Here is a 25,546-nt window from a genome sequence, read left to right as displayed (position 1 = left end):
CACCTCACCTTATATTATAATTTCTTTTGCAATTCATATAGCTTTGTCATCGCTTCGAGCGGGGTCATATCCATTAGGTTGAATGACTTTAATTCCTCGATCACCGCTTGATCTTTCTGTTTTAGAACTGGTTTAGTTTGCGGTTTTTCTTCTACTTCAAAGAAAGAAAGCTGCTGTTTTCCCTCGGTCTTTTCTGTTTTTGGGGCTGCAGATACGTGCGGGGTCACTTCATGTGATCCGCTCTCAAGCTCCGTCAAAATGGTCTGGGCCCTATCGATGATGGCATCAGGCAATTCAGCAAGCTGCGCTACATGAATACCATAGCTTTTATCAGCTGCCCCCTCTTTGATTTGATGTAAGAAAACGACCGTGCCTTCATGCTCTTCAGCACGTACATGGACATTTTTCAGCTCGCTTAATTGAGACTCAAGGACTGTAAGCTCATGGTAATGTGTAGAAAATAGCGTTTTGGCACCAATATGATCGTGAACAAATTCAATGATTGCCTGCGCAAGAGCCATTCCATCATAAGTGCTTGTCCCGCGTCCAATTTCATCAAATAAGATCAAGCTGTTTTTCGTTGCATGCACCATCGCATTTTTTGCTTCAAGCATCTCTACCATAAAAGTACTCTGACCAGAAATCAAATCATCTGCCGCACCAATGCGTGTAAAGATTTGATCAAAGATCGGAAGGGTCGCCTTTGATGCCGGCACAAAGCAGCCAATTTGCGCAAGAATTGAGATAAGCGCCATTTGTCTCATATACGTACTTTTCCCTGACATATTCGGCCCAGTAATGAGTAAGGTTTGCCGGCCATTTCCCATATGGCAGTCATTTGGCACATACTCCTGATGATCCATCACTTTTTCAACGACTGGGTGACGGCCATCTATGACATCCACCTCATCCTCTGAGAATTCCGGACGGATATAACGGCGCTTTTCACTGACAGTCGCAAAACATTGGAGGGCATCCAGCTCACTCATTTGTTTTGCGAGCAGCTGTAATCTCGGAATATAGACTTTCACTTGTTCCCTGAGAGCTGCGAATAGTTCATATTCCAGTTCGCTTATATTTGATTCTGCCTCAAGAATCAGCGCTTCTTTTTCTTTCAATTCAGGTGTAATATACCTCTCTGCATTGGCAAGCGTTTGTTTTCTTTCATAACGCCCTTCCTCCAGAAGATGCGTATTCGCGCGTGTCACTTCGATATAATAACCGAACACTTTATTAAACCCGACTTTTAAGGAGCGAATGCCTGTGTATTCTCTTTCTTGCTGTTCAAGCCGTGCAATCCAGTCCTTCCCATTTCGGCTGGCATCACGGTATTCATCTAATTTTGCATTGTAGCCGTCTTTAATCAAATTGCCTTCTTTTAACGTCATCGGCGGATTCTCATATAGCGCATCTTCTAATAAATCAAGTAAGTCACCACAAGGGTCAATATCATTCGCTCTTGATTTCGCCATTTCCTCTGGCAATGAATGCACAAGCTCTTTAATGGCTGGTACTTGTTTTAAGGATTCCTTTAACTGAATGAGATCACGGGCATTCACGTTGCCAAATGCGACGCGTCCAGCTAAACGTTCGAGATCATATACTTGCTTTAATCGTTCTCGCAGATCCTCTCGTTCAAAGAGATGATCCATCAAAATTTGCACCATTTTCTGACGTTCTTTAATTTGCGAAAGGCGAATTAACGGCCGGTCGATCCATTGTTTGAGCAGCCTTCCGCCCATCGCTGTTTTTGTTTCATCTAGCAGCCATAATAAAGAGCCCTTCTTGCTTTTTGAGCGGATCGTCTCTGTTAATTCAAGATTTCGTTTTGAGTAAAGATCAATTTTCATTGTTTGTTCGAGCTCAAACACTTGAACTTGCTGAAGGTGATCGAGACTTCTTTTTTGCGTTCTTCTTAAATAAGCATATAATGTCAAAAAGGCCGATCTTAGATGCTCGTTCAGGTGGGACACGAGTCGCTCAGCTTCATCGATCAAATCATCACTATCTTCGTATGAAATGGTCGCTTGGCACCGATCCTTTAAGGTCTTGACTGTTTCTTCATCCAGCTGCTTTGACACCACAATTTCTTTTGCACCGACAGAATAAATTTCAGACACGACTTCATCTAATCGATCGATGAAAGCCGCCATATTTTCACCTGTAGATAAATCGGAAAGTGCAAGTCCGTATCCATTTTCAAATCTTGTAACAGATGCAATGAAGTTGTTTTCGTTTTCACTTAAGCCTTTACCATCCATCACCGTACCTGGTGTAATGAGTTGAACGACTTCTCTTTTGACGACACCTTTTGCCGTTTTAGGATCTTCCACCTGCTCACAAATCGCGACCTTGTAGCCTTTTGAAATCAATTGTTCTATGTATGCAGAAGCAGAATGATAAGGAACACCGCACATTGGTATTGTCCCGCCATCTCTGCTTGTTAACGTAATTTCCAATTCTTGTGCCGCTTCTTTTGCGTCATCAAAAAACATCTCATAAAAATCGCCTAAGCGAAAAAATAAAAAGGCATCTTGATACTCTGCCTTGATCTTTAAATATTGCTGTATCATGGGCGTATAACTTGCCATATTTCTAATCCCTCACTATACTACATTCGAATTCATACCATCTTCCATTATAGCATAAAAAATCACCTTTTTTCTCCTAGATAAGGGCACAAAAAAACTAGGGGGATATGCGCCCTAGTCATGAATTATTCTTCTGGATCACCCGCTAGGAATTCTGGATGAATATCCTCTAACTCCTCATCCACCTCTTCTTCCCACTCGTGATCATCTTTTTCTTTCCAGCTTGAATTGACCTCTACAACAATTTTTGTTTCTCCTACCACTTCAGCAATGAATTCCCGCTCTGCTTGAACGATAATTTTATTGCCGTTTGGAGAAATGGTCACTTCTAAGCAATTCGGTTGCTGCAGCACTTTTGCAATCACTTCGTGCTCATCATCAAGGAAATTTTTATCTTTATATCTCAGTTTGATGATGTCTACATATTTCACCCGTTCTGTGACGACTTCTGTTTTTGTGTTATCAGCGTAAGAATACCATACGTTAATATCAAAAGTTCCTTCAATCTCAACAGTTTTACCGACCTTTTCAGCATCATACTTATGATTAATGATCCAACCACCTAGGATGCTGGTTGGTTTTTGCGATGGAGAAATGGTGTGTGTGCTTTGGGTGAATTTCCTCCCTTTTGCAACCACCGCTTTTGTAATAATCTCTCTGTATTCAGACATTCCGGCATGCCTCCTTGTTCTTGATCGTTTTATCTTATGCTGGGCATTCGTCTAGTGTGTCACGATTTTGAACTTCATGTTCAATTAAATTCATTTCTGTTTCAGTGTATGCATGGTCGCCCATAAACTTGCCTTGAAAATTGGAAAAGTTGGAGAGTGAGAGATTTTGGGGTGACGAAGTAAGAGATAGAACGGGAAGGGTGAATTTCTTCTGTTCTTTCAAAAAATGATGGTAGCAAAGCAAAAAACCCCGCATCTGCGGGGTTTTCTCATTTAATGGAGCAACTTGGTGATGAGTTTTTCACTTTTGAACCGGTTTCTCCTAATAAGAGGTCACCGCCGGTTGAAAGAATGATTTCATCTGTTACTTGATTAGAAATCGTATGCGCTACGAGCTGAAGCAGGGAATTGACTTCCACTTGTGATTCTTTGAATTCTTGAATCACCGGGATGTCATCCAGTTCTTCTTGCAGGGCATCGATTTTTTCTTCCACTTGCTTTAAGGCTTCATGTTTGCCGTAATGCTTTAAATTCACAGCTTGTTTTTGAAGCGCCTTAATTTGATTAATAATCGTTGAAATTTTTGTATTTTCATTGATTTGCGCTTCTGCTTTCTTGAAGAAATCAACTTCTTCTGTTTCAGAAATCATTTTAGCGAGCTCTCTTGCACGCTCGACAATCTCTTTTTTTGAATAAAGCGTCATTTTAATTCACCTCGATAGCTTCTCCAACCATTTCTCCGTCAAGAGACCAAGTTTTGGCTTGTGTGATTTTCACTTTGACGATGTTGCCAATCGCTTCTTTTGGTGCTTTAAAATTCACAAGCTTGCTTTTACTTGTATATCCGGCTAGGATTTCAGGGTTGTTTTTACTTTCACCCTCTACTAATACTTCGACAGTCTGCCCTTCATATTCCTTCATTTTTTTCGCGGAAATTTCATTCACGAGGGCATTCAGGCGCTGCAGACGTTCTTTTTTCACATGCATTGGCACGTTGTCTTGCATTTTCGCTGCTGGTGTTCCTTCTCTTGGAGAGTAAATGAACGTATAAGCGGCATCAAACTCAACCTCGCGATAGAGGGAAAGTGTTTCCTCAAACTGCTCATCTGTCTCATTTGGGAACCCAACAATAATGTCCGTTGTTAATGAAGCATTTGGCATGGCTTCTTTGATTTTGCGCACAAGATCAAGATAACGCTCACGGTCATATTTTCTCGCCATGAGTTTCAAGACAGAAGAACTGCCTGATTGAACTGGCAAATGAATATGATCGAGAAGGTTCCCACCCTTAGCAAGCACTTCAATTAAGTGATCGTCAAAGTCACGCGGGTGGCTTGTTGTAAAACGGATACGCGGAATATCGATTTTACGCAGCTCATCCATCAGGTGTCCAAGACCATATTCCATGTCTTCAAAATCTTTTCCATACGCATTCACGTTTTGACCAAGAAGGGTAATTTCCTTATATCCTTCTGCCGCTAAACGTCTGACCTCTTGGATAATTTCATCCGGGCGGCGGCTTCTTTCCTTACCGCGCGTGTAAGGGACGATACAGTATGTACAGAATTTATCACAGCCGTACATAATATTCACCCAGCCCTTAATTTTTCCTTGGCGGGCTCTCGGAAGGTTTTCAATGACATCGCCTTCTTTTGACCAAACCTCGATGACCATTTCTTTTGAAAGGTAGCATTCAGATAATAGCTCTGGCAGGCGGTGAATGTTGTGTGTACCGAAAATCAAATCAACAAATGGATGTTTCTTCAAAATACGGTTGACGACAGATTCCTCTTGCGACATACATCCGCAAACACCTAAAATTAAATCTGGCTTTTCACGCTTTAATGCTTTTAAATGACCAAGCTCTCCGAACACTTTGTTTTCCGCATTTTCACGAATAGCACAAGTGTTTAATAAGATGACATTTGCATCTTCCGTTGAGTTTGTTGGCTCATAACCAAGCGCCATAAAGATACCAGCCATCACTTCTGTGTCATGCTCATTCATTTGACAACCATATGTGCGAATATAAAACTTGCGGCCGTTCCCTAAACCTTGAAACCGCTCGTCAATTTGAAATTGATTGTATTCGACTTCTTCTTTACCCCGTTTTTTTGCTTCTTTTAAGGAAGGCGGAATGTACACAGCTTCAAAATACTGGCTGTAGTCCTTCTCGGATTTTTTGTCCGATGAACTTACTTGTCCGCTCGCTTTTCTCTGCTCTTCATTCATGAATTTGTACTCCTTTCAAACCAAGCTCCACCCTACAGTATAGACTATTTTGTGATGAATTGAAAATAAATTCATATGTGCCATCACTTTTCAATCCACACGAATTCTGCATGAATATTGAGTAGGTTTCAGATGTAGATCGTCTTTGCCTAAAGGGTTTTGTATTTCTTTGACAATTTTCATCTGCTTTGTACCGACACTCTCAACTAAAGTAATCACATATGATTCTTTTTCTTCTTCTGCTACCATTCTTTCTTGTTCAGATAAGAAGAATGGAAAGTCTTGATGAGTCAGTTTAGATCCTTTTACTTCTATGAGTTTCTCTTTTCCATCGGGGTAATAAGATTTGATATCAAATCCATGACCATCTTCCGTTTCAGCCACCCAATTGACAGCTTCCGCTAATTGTTCCTGACCCGCTGCTTTTAATTGCTCTACTTCCATATGATAAACAAATTTCTCAGCTATTCTACCTGTCTCTTCGTTTTGCTTTGCTCTTTCTTCTCTTAATTGTTTATAAACATCTCTATGAATGATTCTCTTTCTTTTAAATTTGTTCTGATGTTCCACTTTTGGAGTAAGGTCCTGATCCAAATATACTTCGTAAACAAAATCATAAAAAAACTCGTTTAAAGAATTGATATCTTCTATTAATTGGTGATGGTCAAAATGATCAATATTATACTTTTTAAAGACCAATGAGCTTGCTACATATTTTTTAGGTCTTAATGATTTACCCAAATGAAAATCACCTATATGAAAGCCCTCTAATCTTTTATGGTGCTTTAATTCTGGCTGTAGCCTTTCCCTCCAAACGGCTGCCTCTTCTTTAATTTCAGACAAAGATAAATTTTCAGTTCCAGTTTCAATTGTTAAATAAAAATCTTCCCCGTTCTCAGCAAATAAAATAACAATAAATATTCCTTTTTGTGTCGTTGTTTTTTGGGAATTAGGATTTGTAGTTAATCTCCTGTCTAAAAGTGCAATCCAAAAACATTCTGCAACTTTTCCATTTCCTGTAGATGCTTTAATATCGATCCTATCCAAATTCCTCATATGACGTTTTTCTAATTCACATTGAATTTTGTTTGGTATTTCTTTATTAAACATTTTGTGAAAAGGGTGATTCTTATCTGTTCTTGCATTGTTCTTATAATCTAAAAATTGCTTATAAAACTCATCTTTATTAAATAACATTTCTCTCATCACTTACCTCAAAAGATCTTTTTACATACATTATACATAACAAACGGTAGATTTGATGAAATATGGAAAGAATAGTGCAAAAAAAGAGAGCCTGCGCTCTCTCAATCAAGTATGTTCAGTTTTTTTGCTTCTTCTTCGATCACCGTCAGTGCACGGTCTAGTTCTTCTTTTGTGTGCTCTGCTGTGATGATGGCTCTAATTCTCGCTTTTCCTTTTGCCACAGTTGGGAAGGCGATGCCTTGAGCAAACACGCCTCGCTCTATTAAAGCCTTTGAAAAGCGGAAAGTAAGGGCTTCGTCTCCAATCATAATTGGAATAATCGGTGTTTCTGTGGGTGCAACCTGAAATCCAAGACTGACGACTTTTTCTTTAAAATAGGCGGCGTTCTCCCAGAGCGTGCCAATTCGCTCCGGTTCATCTAACAGCACTTCAATCGCTTCTTCACACGCTCTAGTCACTGCTGGCGGATGTGAGGTGCTGAATAAAAACGGTCTTGCTTTATGTTTTAAATAATCAATTAAAACTGCTGAACCCGCTACATAGCCGCCAAGCACTCCGACAGCCTTACTAAGTGTCCCAACCTGAATATGCACTCTGCCGTCGAGTTTAAAATGGTTGACTGTCCCGCGGCCATTTTCACCAAGCACGCCCGAGGCATGCGCATCGTCTACCATCACAAATGCATCATATGCTTCTGCGATCCTCACAATCTCAGGAAGTGGCGCAATATCTCCATCCATCGAGAACACACCGTCTGTGACGATGAGACGCACGCGGTAATTCATAGATTTCTTTAAAATTTTCTCAAGCTCTTCCATATTGGAATGACCGTATACCTTTTTATCTGCTTTTGTTAATCGGATGCCGTCAATGATTGAGGCATGATTCAGTTCATCTGAAATAACAATATCATCTTTTGTCAGGATACTTGATAAGACCCCTTGGTTGGTCGTAAAGCCTGATTGGAACACAAGGGCTGCCTCGGTCTTTTTAAATGCAGCGAGCTTTTTTTCAAGACGTTCGTGCATCGTCATTGTGCCAGCGATGGTTCGCACAGATCCTGTACCAGCACCGAATTCATCAATTGCCTCTTTTGCCGCTTTCATCAGCCTTGGATGTGAGGTGAGGCCTAAGTAGTTATTTGAGGAGAGCTGTATGACAGATTGTTCATTTAATGTCACAGTGGATGATTGTTTTGAGTCGATCTCTTTCAATGTTTGGTGGGTGCCTTGCTGCTTCATTGTTTCCAATTCATCTTGTAAATACGTGAATTCTTTCATCATTTCTTCCCCCTTTGATTTGATGGCAGCATCAGTACGACCTTTCCGCACGTACCATTTCTCATGAGTTCAAATCCCTTTTCGAACTGTTCAAATGGCAGCGTATGGGTGACAACTGGCTGGACATCGATGGTATTCGTTCTTAATAACTCAGATACTTGACGCCACGTCTCAAACATTTTTCTCCCCGTGATTCCTTGGACGGTTAATCCCCTAAAAACAATTTGATTCGTAATATCAATTGTCACTGGCCGTTCTGGCAAGCTTAGTATATTGACTTTCCCTCCATTTGCACAAGCTTCGAGTGCTTGATTAATGGCAACTGGATGTCCTGACATCTCGCATATCACATCTGCTCCTTCCATCCGTGTGAACTGCTTAATCACCTCAACAGGATCATCTTTTCTAATATCCACGATATGGTCTGCCCCCATTTTTCGGGCAAGATCCAGCCTGTATTCGTTTTGATCGACAGCAAACACTTGGACAGCACCGGAAGCTTTCGCGACGGCGATCGCCATTAAACCGATTGGTCCGCAGCCGAAAATCACCACTGACTTACCTGAAACGGGTGTGTGCAGCACTGTATGAACAGCATTTCCAAGCGGCTCTTGGATAGATGCAAGCTCTACTGGCATTTGAGCTGGATTGTGCCACACATTTTGTTCAGGTACTTTGACATATTCAGCAAAGCAGCCGTCAATGTCTACCCCTAAAATTTTCGTTTCACTGCACAAATGCTGCTGACCGGTTAAACACATATAGCACTGATTACATACAACATGTGTCTCTGCCGATACAAAATCCCCTACTTTTGCACGTGAGACTTGCTTCCCTACTTTGACAACTTCCCCTGTAAATTCATGTCCAAAAATGTAGGGCGCTTTGACTCTTCCTTTTGCCCACTCATCCCAGTTATAAATATGCACGTCTGTTCCGCATATCGAAGTGGCTTTCACCTGAATCAATACTTCATGATCATTGATTTCTGGAATCGGCATCTCCATCAGCACCGCTCCGTAAGCGCTTTCTTTTTTAACAATTGCTTTCATCGTTCCACACATGACGTACAACCCCTTTGTTAAAAAACTTCTCCCAATGAGATTTTAACACGTCTTATTTTAGTCGTAAATACCACTGTCTACTGTAAAAAGACAAATGAACACTCCACATATTTTTTTGGATATTTTTCTAAAAAAAAAGCAAATCCCCGTAGAGAAGGAGATTTGCTTTTTGCGTCACCGTCTTTTTGAAACGGCAATATATAAGGCTGGCACAATGAAGAGTGTGAGAATCGTTGAGAAAAAGACACCCGAAACTATGCAGATTGCCAGCGGCTTAAAGAGCGGATCATTACTTAATGCTACAGGCATAAGGGCAACCAGTGCTGTAAATGCTGTTAGTAAAATTGGCCTAATCCTAGCTCTTCCCGCTTCAATGACAGCTGTCTGTTGATCGAATCCTTGCTTACGCCGCTGCTCAATAAATTCGAACAAGACAACCGCATTTCGGACCACGATACCAGCTAATGAGACAATTCCCATTGTTGCCATGAAGCTGAACGGTGTTTGTGTGACAAACAGTCCTATAACAGCTCCAGATATCGCTAAGTAAACCGTACCTAGAACTAACAATGGAAGCATCAATGAATTGAACTGAAAAGCGATGGTCACATAAATGAGCAGCAAGACAACCCCAAATAAGAGACTAATTTCAATAAAGAACTGGGTTTGATCTTCATTTTCTCCACCTTGAGAAATGGTTAGCTCCTTCGCTGCATCCGTTTTTCCTACTTGATTGACGACTTCTTTCATGTCATCTTTAAACGACTCTGACGTGCCAGGGTACGCCTTCAGCGTAATGGTCGGAATTCCATTTTCATGTGGAATGCTTTCGTACTGCTCTGTTTCTTTTTCTTTTACATATCGGCTAAGCGGCTCGAGTGAAGGCATACCACCTTCATTTAAATTGACAGGCACTTTTATTTCTTTTAGCTTTAATCCATTTTGGTGTGTAGCCATATCCTGTTTGACCACTAGGTCGATATCATTTGATCCTTGTTTAAAGCTGCCTAATGGCATGCCTTCTGTCACTAGAACGAGCTGTTTGCTGACAAACTGAGCGCTGAGCCCATCCTCTGCCATTCGGTCACGGTTTAACTCAAAGGAGATGGTTTTTACCGGCTGATTGACATCGTCAGTGATCAAGCTCGCTCCTTTTTCTTTCATTTCACTTGTGAGCGTTTCTTTGATATTAATGAGCTTTGCAAAAGAGTCACCCGCAATGGTTACTGTCACAGGCGCACCGGTTGGCGGTCCTTGAACAATGGTTTTCATAAAAATATCAGCATCTTTGAATTTCTTACGCAATGGCTCTGTCATACGATCTATCAATTGTTTACTCGTCATCTGATCATTGTCTACTCTCACGACAACTTGACCAGTATGATCACTTGCATTTGAGATACTTTCATTAAACAGGTTCGGTACACCGCCGCCTGCAAAGATCGCCGTCTCTTCAATGCCTTTCTGCTGTTTCATCTCTTGTTCTATTTTCTCTAATGTTTCATTTGTTTTGTCTAATGTTGTTTCACTTGGAAGAGTGACAGTGACAACCACTTCTTTTTTATTCGCTGCAGGGAAAAATTCAAATGGTGTGACGAAAATCAGTAAAAGGGCAAGCGTTGCAACGAGCAAACCACTTAGGCCAATAAGCAGCGGACGCTTCACAATATTCGTCAGCACACGGTCTGCATAAAAATCAGCTAATTTTTTTAACGGTTTGCCTAGGAATCCTGGCTCTTTTTGAATTTTCTTGTTCTTTCTTTTTCGGTTCACGGTATATTGATAGACTGGCACTAGTGTCAGAGAAATCACCATAGACGCAAGTACAGTCGTGACTAGGACAGACGGTAATGCTCGTATAAATGAACCGTTTGCACCTGATAAGAAAACAAGTGGCAAGAAAGCAAACACAACCGCAAGTGTTGAAGTCAAAATAGACCCTGCAACTTCTTTCACACCTGCAATCGTTCCTTTAAGCGGACTTTCGTATTTTTTCATCTGCCTTAAAATATTATCGTTGACGACAATGGCATCATCGACAAGTATTCCTAGGGCAATGATAAAGCCGATAATCGAAATCTGATTGAGGTCCACTTGTAAAAATGGCAGCGGAATCGTTCCGATTGTGATCGATAATGGGATGGCAAGTGAAACGATGAACGCACCGCCAATGGTAAGACCAAGTGTGGTGACGATAATGACAGCGATGACCGCAACAATGGCTTCTTTTATCAAATCATTAAAAATGGCATCCACATCACTTTTTTGTGAATAGTAGTCTACCCACTCCACACCATTTGGAAGCTGCTTCTCTTTCTCAATAACATCACTGACTTTGTCATACATTTTAGGAATATCAAGCCCTGGTTTGATATTGACTGTAAATGAATAGGCGGGCTTTCCGTTATACGACACAATGTCACTTTTCTCTTTTTCTACTTCTTTTAAGCTGCCAAGCTGACTGATTGTGACCGGCTCACGGTTCGATTTGGAGAAAAGCTCAATCTTTTTCACTTGATCCAAACGATCATAGGCATCAATGGACAGCTTAACCTTCTCGCCACCTGCCCGAATGTCGCCTAGTGGAGATGTGTCAAATTCCTGATTGATGGCATTTGTGACATCCGTTACATTTAACCCTTCATCCTCCAATTTACTTGAATCTAAGTTTAATACCGCTTGTTTGTCATTGAATCCTTTGATGACAACACTGTCTACCCCTTTGATGTCCTCAACCTTTTCCTTCAACGCACGCAGCGATTCCTGACTTTTTGCCAAGTCTGTTGATTGACTCGCCACAACCATATAAGAACCAACCGGCACGTTGCCGAACTCATCCTTTACATCCGGCTCCATCACTCCGTCAGGAAAGGACGACGCAGCACTTGTGGTTTCATTCTTAATTTGATTTGCCACCTCTTGAAAGTCGGCTTGATCACCAATTTCAAGCACAATATTTGAAAAACCAATGGCAGAAACAGAGCTCGTTTTCTCTACACCATTGATATCAGATATGGCTGATTCGAGCTTATTGGTTACATCAATTTCCACCTGTTTTGCATCCGCACCAGGAAACACGGTGGAAATCGTGACGATATTCGCTTGGAATTCTGGCAGTTCTCGCTTAGGGAGCTGCGCGAATAAATAGCCGCCAGCAATGAGAACAATAAAAAATAAAATAAAAACAAGCTTTCCTCTTTTCAAAAAAGCTTCAATCATCATTTCACCTACTTAAATATTTATTTTTGATGAAGTATTTTTAACTTAACCTTAATTTATCATCATGGTGAAAAAATGCAAGCTCTAATATGTCATTTTTATCTATTTCATGAACTGAATATGTTATATAAGAAATGTATAGTGGTAAACAAAAACAACCTGCTTACATGATGTAAGCAGGTTGAAAATAATAAAATTAGAATTATCGTGGTTCAACAATCAATTTGATTGCTGTTCTTTCTTCTCCATCGATAAGAATGTCAGTAAAGGCTGGAATGCATATCAAATCCACTCCGCTTGGTGCAACAAATCCCCTTGCTATGGCTACAGCCTTGACCGCCTGATTCAGCGCTCCAGCGCCGATTGCTTGTATTTCCGCTGCACCGCGTTCACGTAAAACGCCTGCTAATGCTCCTGCTACTGAATTCGGATTTGACTTTGCTGAAACTTTTAAAATTTCCATTTCTGCTCCCCCTTAAATTTACAATGGATAAGTGAGTGTTCATTAGAACAATCTTTGTTAGATGATGCTATTTTTTGAAAATCCATCCCCAAAATGTTTTTCAAAAATAGCAGGCTACCTACCATTTTTACTATATTCACGATAGAGGGCGCATATTCCTTCTTTCTGATTAATATTTTTCTGAAATAAATATGTGAACATTTATTCAAAGAAAATATGGTCATCATTTATCAAAATTCGATCAATTTTGACAGCTTTTTTCGACTGTTCGTCAATTTCTACGATTACTGCACTTAATGTTGTGCGTCCTTCTGCAATCTCAAAACGGACTGGAAGACTCGTTTTGAATCGTTTAATAATCGTCTCCCGATCAACACCTAAAATGCCATCATAAGGTCCTGTCATTCCCACATCTGAAATATACGCAGTTCCTTTTGGCAAAACGCGGTTATCTGCTGTTTGAACATGTGTATGCGTTCCAACGACACATGATGCACGGCCGTCTGTATACCAGCCCATCGCTTGCTTTTCACTTGTGGCTTCACCATGAAAATCAATAAAAATGAACGGTGTACGTTTGGATGCTTCCGCAATTAACTCGTCTACTTTTTGAAACGGGCAGTCAATTGGCGGTAAAAAAGTGCGTCCTTGTAAATTGATGACGGCCAGTTCTTTTCCTTGTTTTTTTATAAACGTAAGACCTTTACCAGGTGTGCCTTCTGGGAAGTTCGCCGGACGAACCATGTTGGCTGCGTCATCGATGAAATCAAAAATGTCTCTTTTATCCCATGTATGGTTGCCCATTGTAAGCACGTCAGCTCCTGCTTGCAGCAGCTCATGATAGATTTTTTCAGTTATCCCTTTCCCATGAGCAGCATTTTCTCCGTTGACAATGGTAAAGTGGGGCTGATATTTCTTCTTTAGCTTTGGTAAGTATTCTTTCAGTGTGTCTCGTCCAGGTGAACCGACGATATCTCCAACAAATAATATTTTCATGCGCTTTGAACCCTTTCTCTTATAAATTGACTTCTTATCAGTGTTGCATATTTACACAAAAAAATAAAGCGGCGCTAAGCGCACCGCTCTATTTTGCATACTCTACTGCGCGAGTTTCTCGAATGACCGTCACTTTAATGTGACCAGGGTAATCGAGCTCGTCCTCAATCCGCTTACGAATATCCCTTGCTAGACGGTGAGCTTCAAGATCATTAATTGAATCTGGCTTCACCATAATACGTACTTCACGTCCAGCCTGTATCGCAAACGATTTTTCAACACCTTCATAAGATTCAGAGATATCTTCTAATTTCTCAAGTCTCCGAATGTAATTTTCAAGCGTTTCACTTCTTGCACCAGGGCGTGCTGCAGATAATGCATCTGCTGCCGCAACAAGAACAGCGATAATAGATGTCGGTTCTTGGTCACCGTGGTGAGAGGCAATACTGTTGATGACAACAGGATGCTCTTTATATTTCGTCGCAAGCTCAACGCCAATTTCTACGTGGCTTCCTTCTACTTCATGATCAATGGCTTTTCCAATGTCATGCAGAAGACCTGCTCGTTTTGCAAGCTTTGCATCTTCTCCAAGCTCTGAAGCCATGAGACCTGCAAGATGTGCAACCTCAATTGAATGCTTCAGGACATTTTGTCCATAACTTGTACGGAATTTTAAGCGACCGAGAATTTTGATGAGATCCGGATGCAGACCGTGAACTCCGACTTCGAATGTCGTTTGCTCACCCATCTCACGGATATAATCATCGACTTCACGGCGTGATTTTTCCACCATTTCTTCAATTCGTGCAGGATGAATGCGGCCATCCTGGACTAGCTTGTCCAGAGCTATCCTCGCTGTTTCACGTCTAATCGGATCAAAGCCCGATAGGATAACAGCTTCAGGTGTATCATCTATGATCAAGTCAATACCTGTTAACGTTTCTAACGTACGGATATTTCGTCCTTCACGTCCGATAATACGACCTTTCATCTCATCATTTGGAAGATTGACTACAGATACCGTCGTTTCAGCTACATGATCAGCTGCACAACGCTGTAACGCAAGTGAAAGAATGTTTTTCGCCTTTTTATCAGCCTCTTCTTTCGCTCGGTTTTCAGATTCTTTCGTCATGACTGCAATGTCGTGGGAAAGCTCATTTTCAACTTGATCCAGAATGATTTGTTTCGCTTCATCTCGAGTTAAACTAGAAATGCGTTCTAACTCGGCTTTCTGCAAACGAATCATATCATCCACTTTGCTTTCCATCTCTTCAATATGTTGTTGTCGTTCATTCAGAGAATGATCTCTCTTCTCCAACAGGGACTCCCGTTTATCTAAAGATTCGTCTTTGCGATCAAGATTTTCCTCTTTTTGAAGTAAACGGTTTTCTTGTCTTTGAAGCTCATTACGTCTTTCACGAACTTCTTGCTCCGCCTCTACACGAAAGGAATGAATTTCATCTTTCGCTTCCAAGAGCGCTTCTTTCTTCAATGCTTCCGCATCACGCTTTGCATCCTCAACAATTTGTTCGGCCATGTTTCTTGCGCCGGATATTTTTGCTTCTGCAATGGTTTTACGAACAAAGTAGCCAACAACTAAACAGATTAGGCTCAGCAAAATGGAGATGATCGTAAACATCGTAGGCGACATATTTTCACCTCCTCTTGCTATGAACTTGGTTTTACAAATAAAGTGTCGGCATGTACATTGTTTTGTGTCTCAACATACAGGGCCTTCACAGGGAATGAGATCCTCACTGCCCTTGTCAAGTTTAAATTAGTTATCAATCATGTTAAGAAAAACAAGTGATACATTCCCATTGTAATTGTGTCGGAAATACTTGTCAAGCTAGTCAGACTGAGGCGTAAGTCGTTATTTCAAGCAAAGACAGAACTTTTGACCTGCTAGCTGTCATGTAAATGTAAAAAAAAGACGCTTTTCAGCGTCTTTAGCGTGTAGACAAACCCTCGCATTCGGTGTCAGGTCTGCGCTCCGGTACTCGTCCTTCCTAGACTTCAAAGGTTTTCTATCACGCTGAAAAGAAGACAAAGGGCTAAAATAAAGATCATTTTAGCCCTTTGTCAACCATCTAAGACGCTTTTCAGCGTCTTTTAGTCTTTAAATTTCCAATTCCTCTTGTCCTTCTTCTTCTTCAGCTGCTTTCACTCCGTTTGTGTCCAAACCGTAGTGCTCTCTAATTTGTTCTTGAATCATGAGAAGAATATCTTTGTTTTCTTTAAGGAACTGTTTCGCATTTTCGCGGCCTTGCCCAAGACGTTCCTCTTGATAAGAATACCAAGCACCGCTCTTTTGTACGATATCTAGTTCGCTTCCAAGGTCGATGATTTCTCCCTCTTTTGAGATTCCTTCACCGTACATAATGTCTACTTCTGCAATACGGAATGGCGGTGCTACTTTGTTTTTCACCACTTTAATTCTCGTTTTATTCCCCATAATGTCATTGCCCTGCTTCAGCTGTTCAGCACGGCGCACTTCTAAACGAACAGACGAATAGAACTTAAGCGCACGTCCACCTGGCGTTGTTTCAGGGTTACCGAACATGACCCCAACTTTTTCACGAATTTGGTTAATAAAGATGGCAATGGTTTTCGATTTATTAATGGCACCTGATAGTTTACGAAGTGCTTGGGACATCAAACGTGCTTGTAAACCAACATGTGAATCACCCATGTCCCCTTCAATCTCTGCTTTTGGTACAAGAGCAGCTACTGAGTCAATGACAACAATATCAACTGCACCACTACGGACAAGAGCTTCTGCAATTTCAAGTGCTTGTTCTCCTGTATCAGGCTGAGAAAGTAACAGCTCATCAATATTGACACCTAGTTTTTGAGCGTAAACTGGATCGAGCGCATGCTCTGCATCGATAAATGCAGCTTGTCCTCCCTGCTGCTGAACCTCAGCAATGGCATGAAGTGCTACTGTCGTTTTACCAGAACTCTCTGGACCATATACTTCAATAATACGGCCGCGAGGATATCCACCTATTCCAAGTGCAGTATCAAGTGCTAACGAACCACTCGGTACTGTTGAAATGCGTGTATCTGTTTGCTCTCCTAGTTTCATAATAGAGCCTTTACCAAACTGTTTTTCTATTTGTTTAAGAGCCATATCTAAGGCTGCTTGACGATCACTCATTCTATTGTTTCCTCCTTTATCAATTCCACTATCTATACTATACCTTGTTTTACGTCATTTGCCAAGAAAAAAACGAACACATATTCGATTTTTTCTTGGCAGATTTTTAAGAAAAGAGTGATTTCTATTAGAAAAAACACTCTTTTATAAAGGAGTAAACCTAACAAAAAACAAAATTAACTCTCTTTTAATAAATTGAGCAAGTGATGCAGACCGTATTTCACAGCGCGCTTTCGAATGCCCGACCGGCTTCCTGTAAACATCCATTCAAACACGTCTGTATGGTCTTTCGTAGATAGCCCAATGAACACTTTTCCGACAGGCTGTCCCTCGTGGGTATCAGGGCCTGCTACACCCGTAAAACTAATGCCAATATCACTTCCCGCGAGCTTTCTAGCACCTTCAGCAAGCTCTAGAGCACACTCTTTGCTGACAGCACCATGAGAAGACAACGTTTCCTCCCGGCAGCCAAGCACCTGCTGTTTGACTTGATTTGTATAACAAACGACACTGCCGCTTAAAATCGACGATGCACCTTCAAGATCTGTCAGCCATTCAGAAAACATTCCGCCAGTCAGGCTCTCAGCCGCTGCCACTGTTTTCCCGTGTTCGTGCAAGGCCTTGGAAGCTTCACGGACAAGTGATGTATCACCATACCCGTAGAAGTACTCACCTACCCGCGCTAAAATTTTCGCTTCTGTTTCTTTTAACAGACGCTCCGTTTCTTTTTCATCCTCATGCTTAGCCGTGAGCCTAAGTGTCACTTCACCGTCAGATGCGAGAGGTGCAATCGTCGGGTTGGTTTGAGCATCAATTAAATCTTCTAGGTCTGTTTCAAGCTGTGATTCACCGATTCCGAAGAAGCGGAGAACAACAGACACGATTTTTTCCTTTAAACCCAGTTTCTCAGAAATCAGCGGCTTCGCCTCGTTCTCAAACATCGGATGCAGTTCACTTGGCGGTCCAGGAAGCAACATATAAAATGTATCGTCTTCTTGAATAAACATACCTGGGGCCATCCCAAACCGGTTTACGAGCACATCAGATCCTTCTAGAACGAGTGCCTGCTTACGGTTATTCGGCGACATGTCTCGTCCAGTCTTTCGAAAGTAGTCTTGAATGGATTCAAATGCTTCTTCATTTAGCACGAGCTCTTTTCCGAGCGTACTCGCAATGGTTTCTTTTGTTAAATCATCTTTGGTTGGTCCAAGACCACCTGAGAAGATAATAAAATTCGATCTTTCCTGCGCCACTTGAATGGCCCTTTTTAAACGCTCTGGATTGTCACCAACTGCTGTGTGGTAATAAACATTCACACCAATTTCAGCTAGCTGTTTGCTGATAAATTGTGCATTCGTATTCGTAATTTGCCCTAGCAAAAGTTCGGACCCGACTGCAATAATTTCTGCTTTTCTCTCTGACTTCAAAGCGTACACGTCCTTTTTAGTTAGAATTCTTTAAAGCTTCCCAGTTTTTTGCAAAGTAATCCCAGCCTGAGACAACAGTGAAGAACACTGCTACCCACATCGCAAGGTCACCAAACGGGAATGATACAAGTTCAAATGGCAGGTTATGCAATAGAAGTGCTGAAATCGCAATGATTTGCGCCCATGTTTTCACTTTTCCAAGCATATTAGCTGCTACCACTTCACCGCCTCCGGCTAATACAAGCCTTAGACCGGTTACAGCAAATTCACGGCTAATGATCACAATCGCCATCCATGCCGGTGCGAGGTTGTATTGAACAAGTATAATTAAAGCAGCTGAAACAAGCAATTTATCTGCAAGCGGATCTAAAAATTTACCAAAGTTTGTCACTAAGTTCAGTTTACGCGCATAGTACCCATCAATCCAGTCAGTTGTCGAAGCGACAATAAACAGGATTGCTCCAACAAGATGCGTCACTTCGATGCTGACGTTACCAAAACGCGCAACACCCCAATCTAAAGGTGCAAGCATAATGATCATAAAAACAGGGATCAAGGCGATCCTAGAAAGAGTTATTTTATTCGGTAAGTTAAACATGAAATTCAATCCTCCAATAAGCCATTTTTTTATGTATATATAATAGTAGGAACAAAAGAAAAGTCATCTACTTGCTTAAGATGACTTTTCCTTTCCTTTATTCACAATCACAATGTTTTGTGTCATGGTGTTTTTAGGGTCTAATTCGTACTTAAGCGTTTCGTCATTCACCTTGATATCAATTCCAGTCGCATTGCCTAGACGGATATCGACCTGAGAGAGCTCAGACAAGTCTGTTTTAAACGATTCGCCATCTTTTAGTTCACCCATCTTCAGCACTTTTCCAGATTCGTCTCTGACGCGCAGCCATGAAGCTTTTGTTGCAGAAATGGTTAACTCCATCTCATCTGCACCTGACACTTCATACGTTGTCGTTGAGCCTTCCGTATTCGTTGCCTTCAAAGAGACCGTTTCATCGTCTTTGGATGAATCCTTTGATGAGTCATCTTTTTTAGATGATTTTTCTTGATCATCTGACGAAGCTTTTTCTTTTTTCTTTTGATCCTTTGCAAGAGATGAATCCTCAGATACTTCATATTTAGATTCTGACTGCTGAGGAGCCGTCTGATTGTTCTTCTGCCCGCTATCATGATTGACCGCCTGCACAATTACATAAATGATCGCGATGACCACAAGGACGCCTCCAATAATCAAGATGGTCGGCAGCAGCTCAAGCACCTTCGAGGCAGGCTTTGGCAGCTCTCTTTGCGGCTTAATATTTGATAATTTATCAGATACTTCATCGTTATACGTGCTCGGTACATCTTTACGAAATTCTTCGAACAATTGTTCAGGATTTAGTCCAACGGCTTCGGCATATTGTTTAATAAACGCTCTGACGTAAAATTTACCTGGAATAATATCATAGTTTCCTTGTTCGATTGCTAGCAAGTAGCGCTTTTGGATTTTGGTCACCGTCTGAAGATCCTCCAGCGACATCCCTTTTTCCTCTCTGGCCTCAATGAGCCGTTTTCCCAATTCAGTCAAAACAAACACCTACCATTACCATATTAAAAATCGAAGCCAGAAAAACCAGAATGATCAAACACTTGTGGTTCTTCAGCGTGCTCATATGTAATCTCTTCATCTGCACTATTACGCAATTCAATGATATAGTCGAAATCATCCATTGTATATTCTGAATTTTGAATAAAGATGTCTGGATGCTCAACCACCTTCGTTGCCGGCAGTCTCATAATTTCTCTTAAAAGCTGCAAGTGCTTCTCAGAACCTCTTCGCGTCGACACAATCCCATCAATAATAAAGACGTTATCTGGGCTGTATTCATCCGCAATCAGCTGACTTCGGATCGTCTGTTTCAAAAGAGTGGACGATACAAAAAGCCATCTCTTGCTGGCACATACACTTGAAGCCACAATTGATTCTGTTTTTCCGACACGCGGCATCCCGCGAATCCCAATCAATTTATGTCCTTCTTTTTTAAATAGTTCAGCCATAAAATCAACAAGAAGACCAAGCTCGTCCCTTTCAAAACGGAACGTCTTTTTGTCATCCGCATCACGCTGAATATATCTGCCGTGACGAACCGCTAAGCGGTCACGAAGTTTTGGCTGTCTTAATTTCGTTACTTTTATCGTTTCCATTGTATTTAAAATTGATTCAAGGCGCTTAATTTGATCTGTGTGGTCACAGCGCAAAAGCATTCCGCGTCTTGATACATCAACACCATTAATTGTCACAATATTAATTGAAAGCATCCCCATTAGAGAAGAAATGTCTCCTAATAGTCCGGGACGGTTTACCTGTATCTCATATTCAAAATACCATTCGAGCTTTGCCAAATGATATTACCCCCTTCATTGTGGCAAATTTTTACCTTCCTTTATCATAAAGCATTTTCACATTTTTAGAAAGCACAATGTTGCTAAACGGTTAAAATAAAAAGAGAGGCACAAACGACCCCTCTTTTTGTTTAGTGCGAGCTATTATTTTCAACCAGCTTGACCATTATATTGGCAATAGCGCGCTGCTCATCTTCTGATGCAACGCTCCAAAGGTCAGCAAGTACTCTTTCTTGCTCGTTCTTTGCTTCAACTTCGTTAGCTAAATATCCGCCAATTTCATACGCAAGGTTATTGATGGTATCATCTTTTAAACCTTTATCCTGCGCATGATTTAAACGGTCACCTAAAAAGTTTTTCCAATGGTCCCAGTTCTCAAGTACTGACATGTCGATTCCTCCATTCGAAAAGATGAATTACAGCCATAGCTTTTGTCATGGAGAGACGAATTATACACGTTTTTTAACAGTACCAGCCGCCATTAACGGATAAAATTTGACCTGTCATATAACTTGACTGCTTTGAGGCGAGAAACCAAATGACATTTGCAATCTCCTCAGGTGATGCAAGCCGGCCAAGCGGGATTTCTTCCTCAAGCATTGCAATATCTTCTTGTGTGAAGCTTTTCATCATGTCTGTATGGACAGCACCTGGCGAAACAGCATTTGCTCTAATTCCACTTGGGGCAAGCTCTTTTGCCAGACCTTTAATAAACGCATTTTGCGCCCCCTTCACCATGCTGTACAGCACTTCACACGATGCACCTGTTTCTCCCCATATCGAGCTTACTACAACAATATGACCTGCTTTTTTTTGAATCATGGCTGGCAATAGGTGTTGGGTGAGCTCATATGGACTTGTGACATGCAGCTGCACCATACTGGCTAATACATCTTTTTCTGTATCTGTCACTAATCCGACATGACTTTTACCGCTATTTAATACAAGAATATCTGGGGATACAGGCAGACGGCTGACGAGCTCATCTGCTCCGCCCATTTTAGCTAAATCCGCTTGAACGACGTGCGTCTGAATATGACATGTTTCTTCCAGCTGAGCGGCAAGCTGCACGGCTGACTGTTCATTTTTGTGATAATGGAGCATCACGTGGCAGCCTTCATGGGCAAGCTTTTTGGCTGCAGCCTGCCCAATCCCGCCACTGGCACCTGTTATCAGCGCCCAACGACTCATCACATGGATTCCTACTTTCTATTTGAAATATCTATTCTTTTCGTTTAAATGGGAACCAGTTAGCTGATCCGAACAATTTCACCATCACAGGTACAAACAATGGTAGCACAACGAGTGCGTACAGCAAAAGTCCTGTTAGAACAAGTGTTGCAATCTGCAGGAGAGACAGCACTCCTGAAGGAAGCATTGCTGCAAAGGTTCCTGCCAAAATAACAGCAGCAGACATAATGACAGAGCCCATATTCTTCATTGATTCGGTCATAGCAAACTGAATGTCTTTTGTTTTGTATTCATTGAACCGCTCCATTAAGAAAATCGAATAATCGACTCCGAGCGCCATTAATATGACAAATCCAAAGAATGGAACAGCCCAGTTAATGCCCGGGTATCCGAAGAAATGGGTGAAAATAAATTCTGTCATCCCGATAGCTGTAAAGTAAGTCAAAATAAGTGAACCTACCAAGTACAGCGGCATAACAAGCGAACGGAACAGGATCACCAGGATGAGGAAAATACCGATCATCATGTAAAGAACCGTCTTATTGAAATCTTGGTCTGACAGCTGTTTTAAATCAGCGTTCATACTTGATACACCTGAAACGCCGAATGATGCATCTTTTAGGTTCGTTTCAGGAAGTGCCCGCTCGACAGAAGCTTCTACTTGTTTGATCGTCGACAAGGCTTCATTGCCATATGGATTTTTTTCTAAAATGACATCAATTTTTGTCATCTTGCGGTCATCCGACATGTATGAATCAAATACTTGCTTGAATGCTTTATTTTTCAGCACGTCTTTTGGGATAAACCAGCCGGCCATGTCTTGATCTGGTGCATTTTTCAGTTCGTCTAAGTAGTCACCTGCACCCATTAACCCGCTTGAAATTTTCTCCAGGCCACTTGCGCTTTTGTTCAGCCCATCTGTCAGCTTGGTCAGGTCATCACCAAAGCCGCCAATCTTTTCTTTCATTTGTTTTTGACCATCAATCACTTTGCCAGCCCCATTTGCAAGCTTTGGCATATTATCAGCTAACTGTCCTTGACCTTTAGACGTTTGATCAAGTCCAGTTTCAATTGCGTCTAAGCCAGCAATGAGCTCATCGATTTGACTCGTCAAGACTTTCTGCTGCTCTGAAGCTTTTGCGATAAAGGCATCCGCTGCTTCAAGCTGTTTTTTGGCTTCTTTTGCTTGTTTGGCATAGCTGTCTGCCTGTTTCGCCCCTTCTTTTAACGTCGTAGAAAGTTCATTATATGAAGCTTTGATGGCTTGATACGATTGATTTTCTTTTACCTGCGGGATTTGTTTTTCGAGTGTACTAAATTGTTTATTTGCTTGTGTGATTAATGCTTTTACATCCGCTGCGGCAGAGGATGACGTATCTACCTGCGCTAATGCTGCCTTTAATTCTTTGGAAATGCTTTTATATAGCGCAACTTGCTGATTCACTTGTGCGACTTGAGCCGTTAATTCCTTTTTCGCACTTTTAATTTTTTCTTTAATCTCTGCTACACCGTTTTTGTTTTGATCAATTCCGCTTTGCAGTTTTCTTAACATTTTCTCGACATTTTGAATGCCTGTTTGTACTGATTCAGTGCCAGAAATCAGCTGGTTAATGCCTTTTCCAGATGATTTGATCTGCGGCGTTTGATCTTCAATAGATTTACTCATTGTCGTCAGTGCATCTTGGATTTTTTTCAAGCCTTCATTGCTTTTATCAAGTCCGGTATTCAGCTCTTTGGCTTGTGATTTCACGTACAGATCACTCAGCCCTTTACCGACAGGACGTGTCGCACTTCTCACTTTACTTACACCATCTGTTTGTTCAATTGCACGGCTGAGTTTTTCAACGGCAATCAGCCCTTTATTGTTGTCTAACAGATCAGCTGATTTCACGACAATCGTTGCCGGCAGTGCTTCTCCTGGCCCAAATTTGTCAGAAATGGTATTGAATGCATTGACTGATTCGTATTTATTACCGATTTCATCTAAGCTGTTATACGAAAGCGTTCCTTTATACATGAGAATGGGCGGAAGCGTAATGATTCCTACGATTAATAAACTAAAAAGTGGTTTCTTAAAGGAAAAGCGTCCTGCTGTTTCCCACATTTTTGACTGCGGATGAGCAATATCACCTTTAATCGGCCAAAATAACACTTTTCCTAAAACCGCCATAAAGAACGGAACAATCGTGAGAAGTGCCACAATCAGGACAGCGACACCAACTGCTACTGCAACAGCTGATTTATAGAGCTGGAATTGCGCCAGGCCTATACATGTAAAACCGATCAGCACAGCAATTCCGCTGAATAAAACGGTCTTTCCTGCTGTTTTATATGTAATGAGAATCGCCTCAATTTTATCTTTACCGTGTGCAATCTCTTCTTTAAAGCGGCTGAGAAGCAGAATACAGTAGTCCGTTCCTATTCCAAACATGATCGCGACCATGAAGATTTGGGTAAAGGTCGAGAGCGGAAAGTCGAGATATTTAACTAAATAAGCCACGATGGATTGACTCACCAAGTAAGACAGAGCTACTGCGACTAACGGAACGAAAGGCGCCACAGCTGATCTAAAGACAAGGACAAGGACGATGAGAATAAACCCAATCGTAATGAACTCTGTTTTCTTCAGACCTTCTTGCGAGCTTGTGATCACATCATCATCAATTAACGGCTGTCCGGTCATTTCAAATGTTAGGTTTAAGCTCTTCAGCTTTTCATTGACTTTTTCTTTAAAATCGGAAGCTTTGATTTTGTTTGAGTCATATGTAACTGGAACAAGAAGCGTTGTTTCATCTTTAGAGAGCATTTGTTTTTTGATATCTTTATTGGCTTCAAAATAAGAAGTGATGTCCTCTACATGAAGATCTTGATCCTTTTCTAAAATCTCCATTGCCTTTTTTAAAGATGTTTCTCTTTCTTTTACGATGTTCTTTTCTTGAAAGACAATGACGATTGATTTTTCTGTATCACCGTTTTCAGACATTTTCTTTAATAACTGATTCGCATATGAGGACGGATAGCTGTCTGGTACAGAAATTTGCCCTTTTTCTTTTGTTAATTGCGCCATATTAGGAGCGGTGATGAGTAACACTGCCGCTAATACGATCCATAGAATCGTGATCAGCCATCTACCCTTTATGATTGCTCTCATTAGTGCTTTGTGCCTCCTCTTCGATGATCACTTGATAGATCTTTTCATATGTTTGAATAAATGATTCCATTTCCTTTTCTTCCAGCTTTTCAAAATAAGATCGAACTAGATCCTGAAGCTGCTTTTCCATTCGGCTGACCACATCTTTGCCCTCTGGCGTGACGTATAGGTGAACATTTCTTCGATCGGCTTGATCGTGCTCACGGACAATATAGTTTTTCGTAAAAAGACGATTTGTCATGGAGGTTACAGCACTTTTGTTCACATTACATACATTTGCAAGGTCAGTTGATGTACATCCAGGATGTAAATTGATGTATCGAAGCGAGTAATACTGATCAAGCGTCAGCTCTTTATCAAGCTTTTCCGTGATCATACCCGATACCTTTTTTTCCATCATGAGATAGACGTCTGCATATCTCTGAATGAGCTGTGCAATTTTATTTTGTTCCATACGCTGCTCCTTTTTAGTTTAAGTGTTTAACTATTAAAGAG

The 25,546-nt window shown here is 41.2% G+C and carries 20 protein-coding genes; all 20 read right to left on the bottom strand.

Annotation, left to right across the window (positions count from 1 at the left end; translation table 11 throughout):
• Positions 1 to 14: 14 nt before the first annotated feature.
• Entirely contained in the window at positions 15 to 2,591 is a 2,577-nt protein-coding gene (mutS, locus tag C6Y02_RS06530) for a DNA mismatch repair protein MutS (RefSeq protein WP_106030908.1), read from the bottom strand.
• A 125-nt stretch (positions 2,592 to 2,716) separates the two neighbouring features.
• Positions 2,717 to 3,262 (bottom strand): outer spore coat protein CotE, encoded by a 546-nt coding sequence (gene cotE, locus C6Y02_RS06525; RefSeq protein WP_003212450.1) that lies wholly within the window; start codon positions 3,260 to 3,262, stop codon positions 2,717 to 2,719.
• 269 nt (positions 3,263 to 3,531) lie between these two features.
• Complete coding sequence (ricA, locus tag C6Y02_RS06520; RefSeq protein ID WP_106030907.1) at positions 3,532 to 3,966, bottom strand: regulatory iron-sulfur-containing complex subunit RicA; 435 nt, start codon at positions 3,964 to 3,966, stop codon at positions 3,532 to 3,534.
• 1 nt (position 3,967) lies between these two features.
• Positions 3,968 to 5,494, bottom strand: coding sequence for a tRNA (N6-isopentenyl adenosine(37)-C2)-methylthiotransferase MiaB (gene miaB / locus C6Y02_RS06515; protein WP_060596336.1), 1,527 nt, complete (start codon positions 5,492 to 5,494; stop codon positions 3,968 to 3,970).
• A 90-nt stretch (positions 5,495 to 5,584) separates the two neighbouring features.
• Positions 5,585 to 6,700, bottom strand: coding sequence for an MrcB family domain-containing protein (locus C6Y02_RS06510; protein WP_106030906.1), 1,116 nt, complete (start codon positions 6,698 to 6,700; stop codon positions 5,585 to 5,587).
• Positions 6,701 to 6,801: 101 nt separating this feature from the next.
• Complete coding sequence (locus tag C6Y02_RS06505) at positions 6,802 to 7,983, bottom strand: glycine C-acetyltransferase (protein ID WP_106030905.1); 1,182 nt, start codon at positions 7,981 to 7,983, stop codon at positions 6,802 to 6,804.
• On the bottom strand, positions 7,980 to 9,044 hold the full coding sequence (gene tdh / locus C6Y02_RS06500; RefSeq protein ID WP_106030904.1) for an L-threonine 3-dehydrogenase: 1,065 nt from the start codon (positions 9,042 to 9,044) through the stop codon (positions 7,980 to 7,982). The genes C6Y02_RS06505 and tdh overlap by 4 nt, the downstream gene beginning before the upstream one ends.
• Positions 9,045 to 9,218: 174 nt before the next feature.
• Complete coding sequence (locus C6Y02_RS06495) at positions 9,219 to 12,263, bottom strand: efflux RND transporter permease subunit (RefSeq protein ID WP_106030903.1); 3,045 nt, start codon at positions 12,261 to 12,263, stop codon at positions 9,219 to 9,221.
• Between the two features lie 202 nt (positions 12,264 to 12,465).
• Positions 12,466 to 12,726 carry a stage V sporulation protein SpoVS gene (spoVS, locus tag C6Y02_RS06490; protein ID WP_003211281.1) on the bottom strand — a complete coding sequence of 87 codons (261 nt, stop codon included), beginning with the start codon at positions 12,724 to 12,726 and terminating at the stop codon, positions 12,466 to 12,468.
• Between the two features lie 201 nt (positions 12,727 to 12,927).
• Positions 12,928 to 13,722, bottom strand: coding sequence for a TIGR00282 family metallophosphoesterase (locus C6Y02_RS06485; RefSeq protein ID WP_034662209.1), 795 nt, complete (start codon positions 13,720 to 13,722; stop codon positions 12,928 to 12,930).
• An 88-nt stretch (positions 13,723 to 13,810) separates the two neighbouring features.
• Positions 13,811 to 15,373 carry a ribonuclease Y gene (gene rny / locus C6Y02_RS06480; protein ID WP_003211958.1) on the bottom strand — a complete coding sequence of 521 codons (1,563 nt, stop codon included), beginning with the start codon at positions 15,371 to 15,373 and terminating at the stop codon, positions 13,811 to 13,813.
• A 468-nt stretch (positions 15,374 to 15,841) separates the two neighbouring features.
• Positions 15,842 to 16,882 (bottom strand): recombinase RecA, encoded by a 1,041-nt coding sequence (gene recA / locus C6Y02_RS06475; RefSeq protein ID WP_034662211.1) that lies wholly within the window; start codon positions 16,880 to 16,882, stop codon positions 15,842 to 15,844.
• 176 nt (positions 16,883 to 17,058) lie between these two features.
• Positions 17,059 to 18,309, bottom strand: coding sequence for a competence/damage-inducible protein A (locus C6Y02_RS06470; protein ID WP_060596326.1), 1,251 nt, complete (start codon positions 18,307 to 18,309; stop codon positions 17,059 to 17,061).
• Positions 18,310 to 18,325: 16 nt separating this feature from the next.
• Positions 18,326 to 18,907 (bottom strand): CDP-diacylglycerol--glycerol-3-phosphate 3-phosphatidyltransferase, encoded by a 582-nt coding sequence (pgsA, locus tag C6Y02_RS06465; RefSeq protein WP_106030902.1) that lies wholly within the window; start codon positions 18,905 to 18,907, stop codon positions 18,326 to 18,328.
• A 75-nt stretch (positions 18,908 to 18,982) separates the two neighbouring features.
• Complete coding sequence (locus C6Y02_RS06460; protein WP_106030901.1) at positions 18,983 to 19,894, bottom strand: helix-turn-helix domain-containing protein; 912 nt, start codon at positions 19,892 to 19,894, stop codon at positions 18,983 to 18,985.
• A 23-nt stretch (positions 19,895 to 19,917) separates the two neighbouring features.
• Positions 19,918 to 20,709 (bottom strand): DUF3388 domain-containing protein, encoded by a 792-nt coding sequence (locus tag C6Y02_RS06455; protein ID WP_003211480.1) that lies wholly within the window; start codon positions 20,707 to 20,709, stop codon positions 19,918 to 19,920.
• A 131-nt stretch (positions 20,710 to 20,840) separates the two neighbouring features.
• Positions 20,841 to 21,098, bottom strand: coding sequence for a DUF3243 domain-containing protein (locus tag C6Y02_RS06450; protein WP_106030900.1), 258 nt, complete (start codon positions 21,096 to 21,098; stop codon positions 20,841 to 20,843).
• 73 nt (positions 21,099 to 21,171) lie between these two features.
• Entirely contained in the window at positions 21,172 to 21,900 is a 729-nt protein-coding gene (ymfI, locus tag C6Y02_RS06445) for an elongation factor P 5-aminopentanone reductase (protein WP_106030899.1), read from the bottom strand.
• A gap of 31 nt (positions 21,901 to 21,931) precedes the next feature.
• Positions 21,932 to 25,051 carry an MMPL family transporter gene (locus C6Y02_RS06440; RefSeq protein WP_106030898.1) on the bottom strand — a complete coding sequence of 1,040 codons (3,120 nt, stop codon included), beginning with the start codon at positions 25,049 to 25,051 and terminating at the stop codon, positions 21,932 to 21,934.
• Complete coding sequence (locus C6Y02_RS06435; RefSeq protein ID WP_060596316.1) at positions 25,029 to 25,505, bottom strand: MarR family winged helix-turn-helix transcriptional regulator; 477 nt, start codon at positions 25,503 to 25,505, stop codon at positions 25,029 to 25,031. The genes C6Y02_RS06440 and C6Y02_RS06435 overlap by 23 nt, the downstream gene beginning before the upstream one ends.
• Positions 25,506 to 25,546 lie beyond the last annotated feature (41 nt).

It is taken from the genome of Bacillus sp. NMCC4 (assembly GCF_002998555.1).
GTDB lineage: Bacteria > Bacillota > Bacilli > Bacillales > Bacillaceae > Bacillus.
This window is presented reverse-complemented; position numbering and strand designations above follow the sequence as displayed.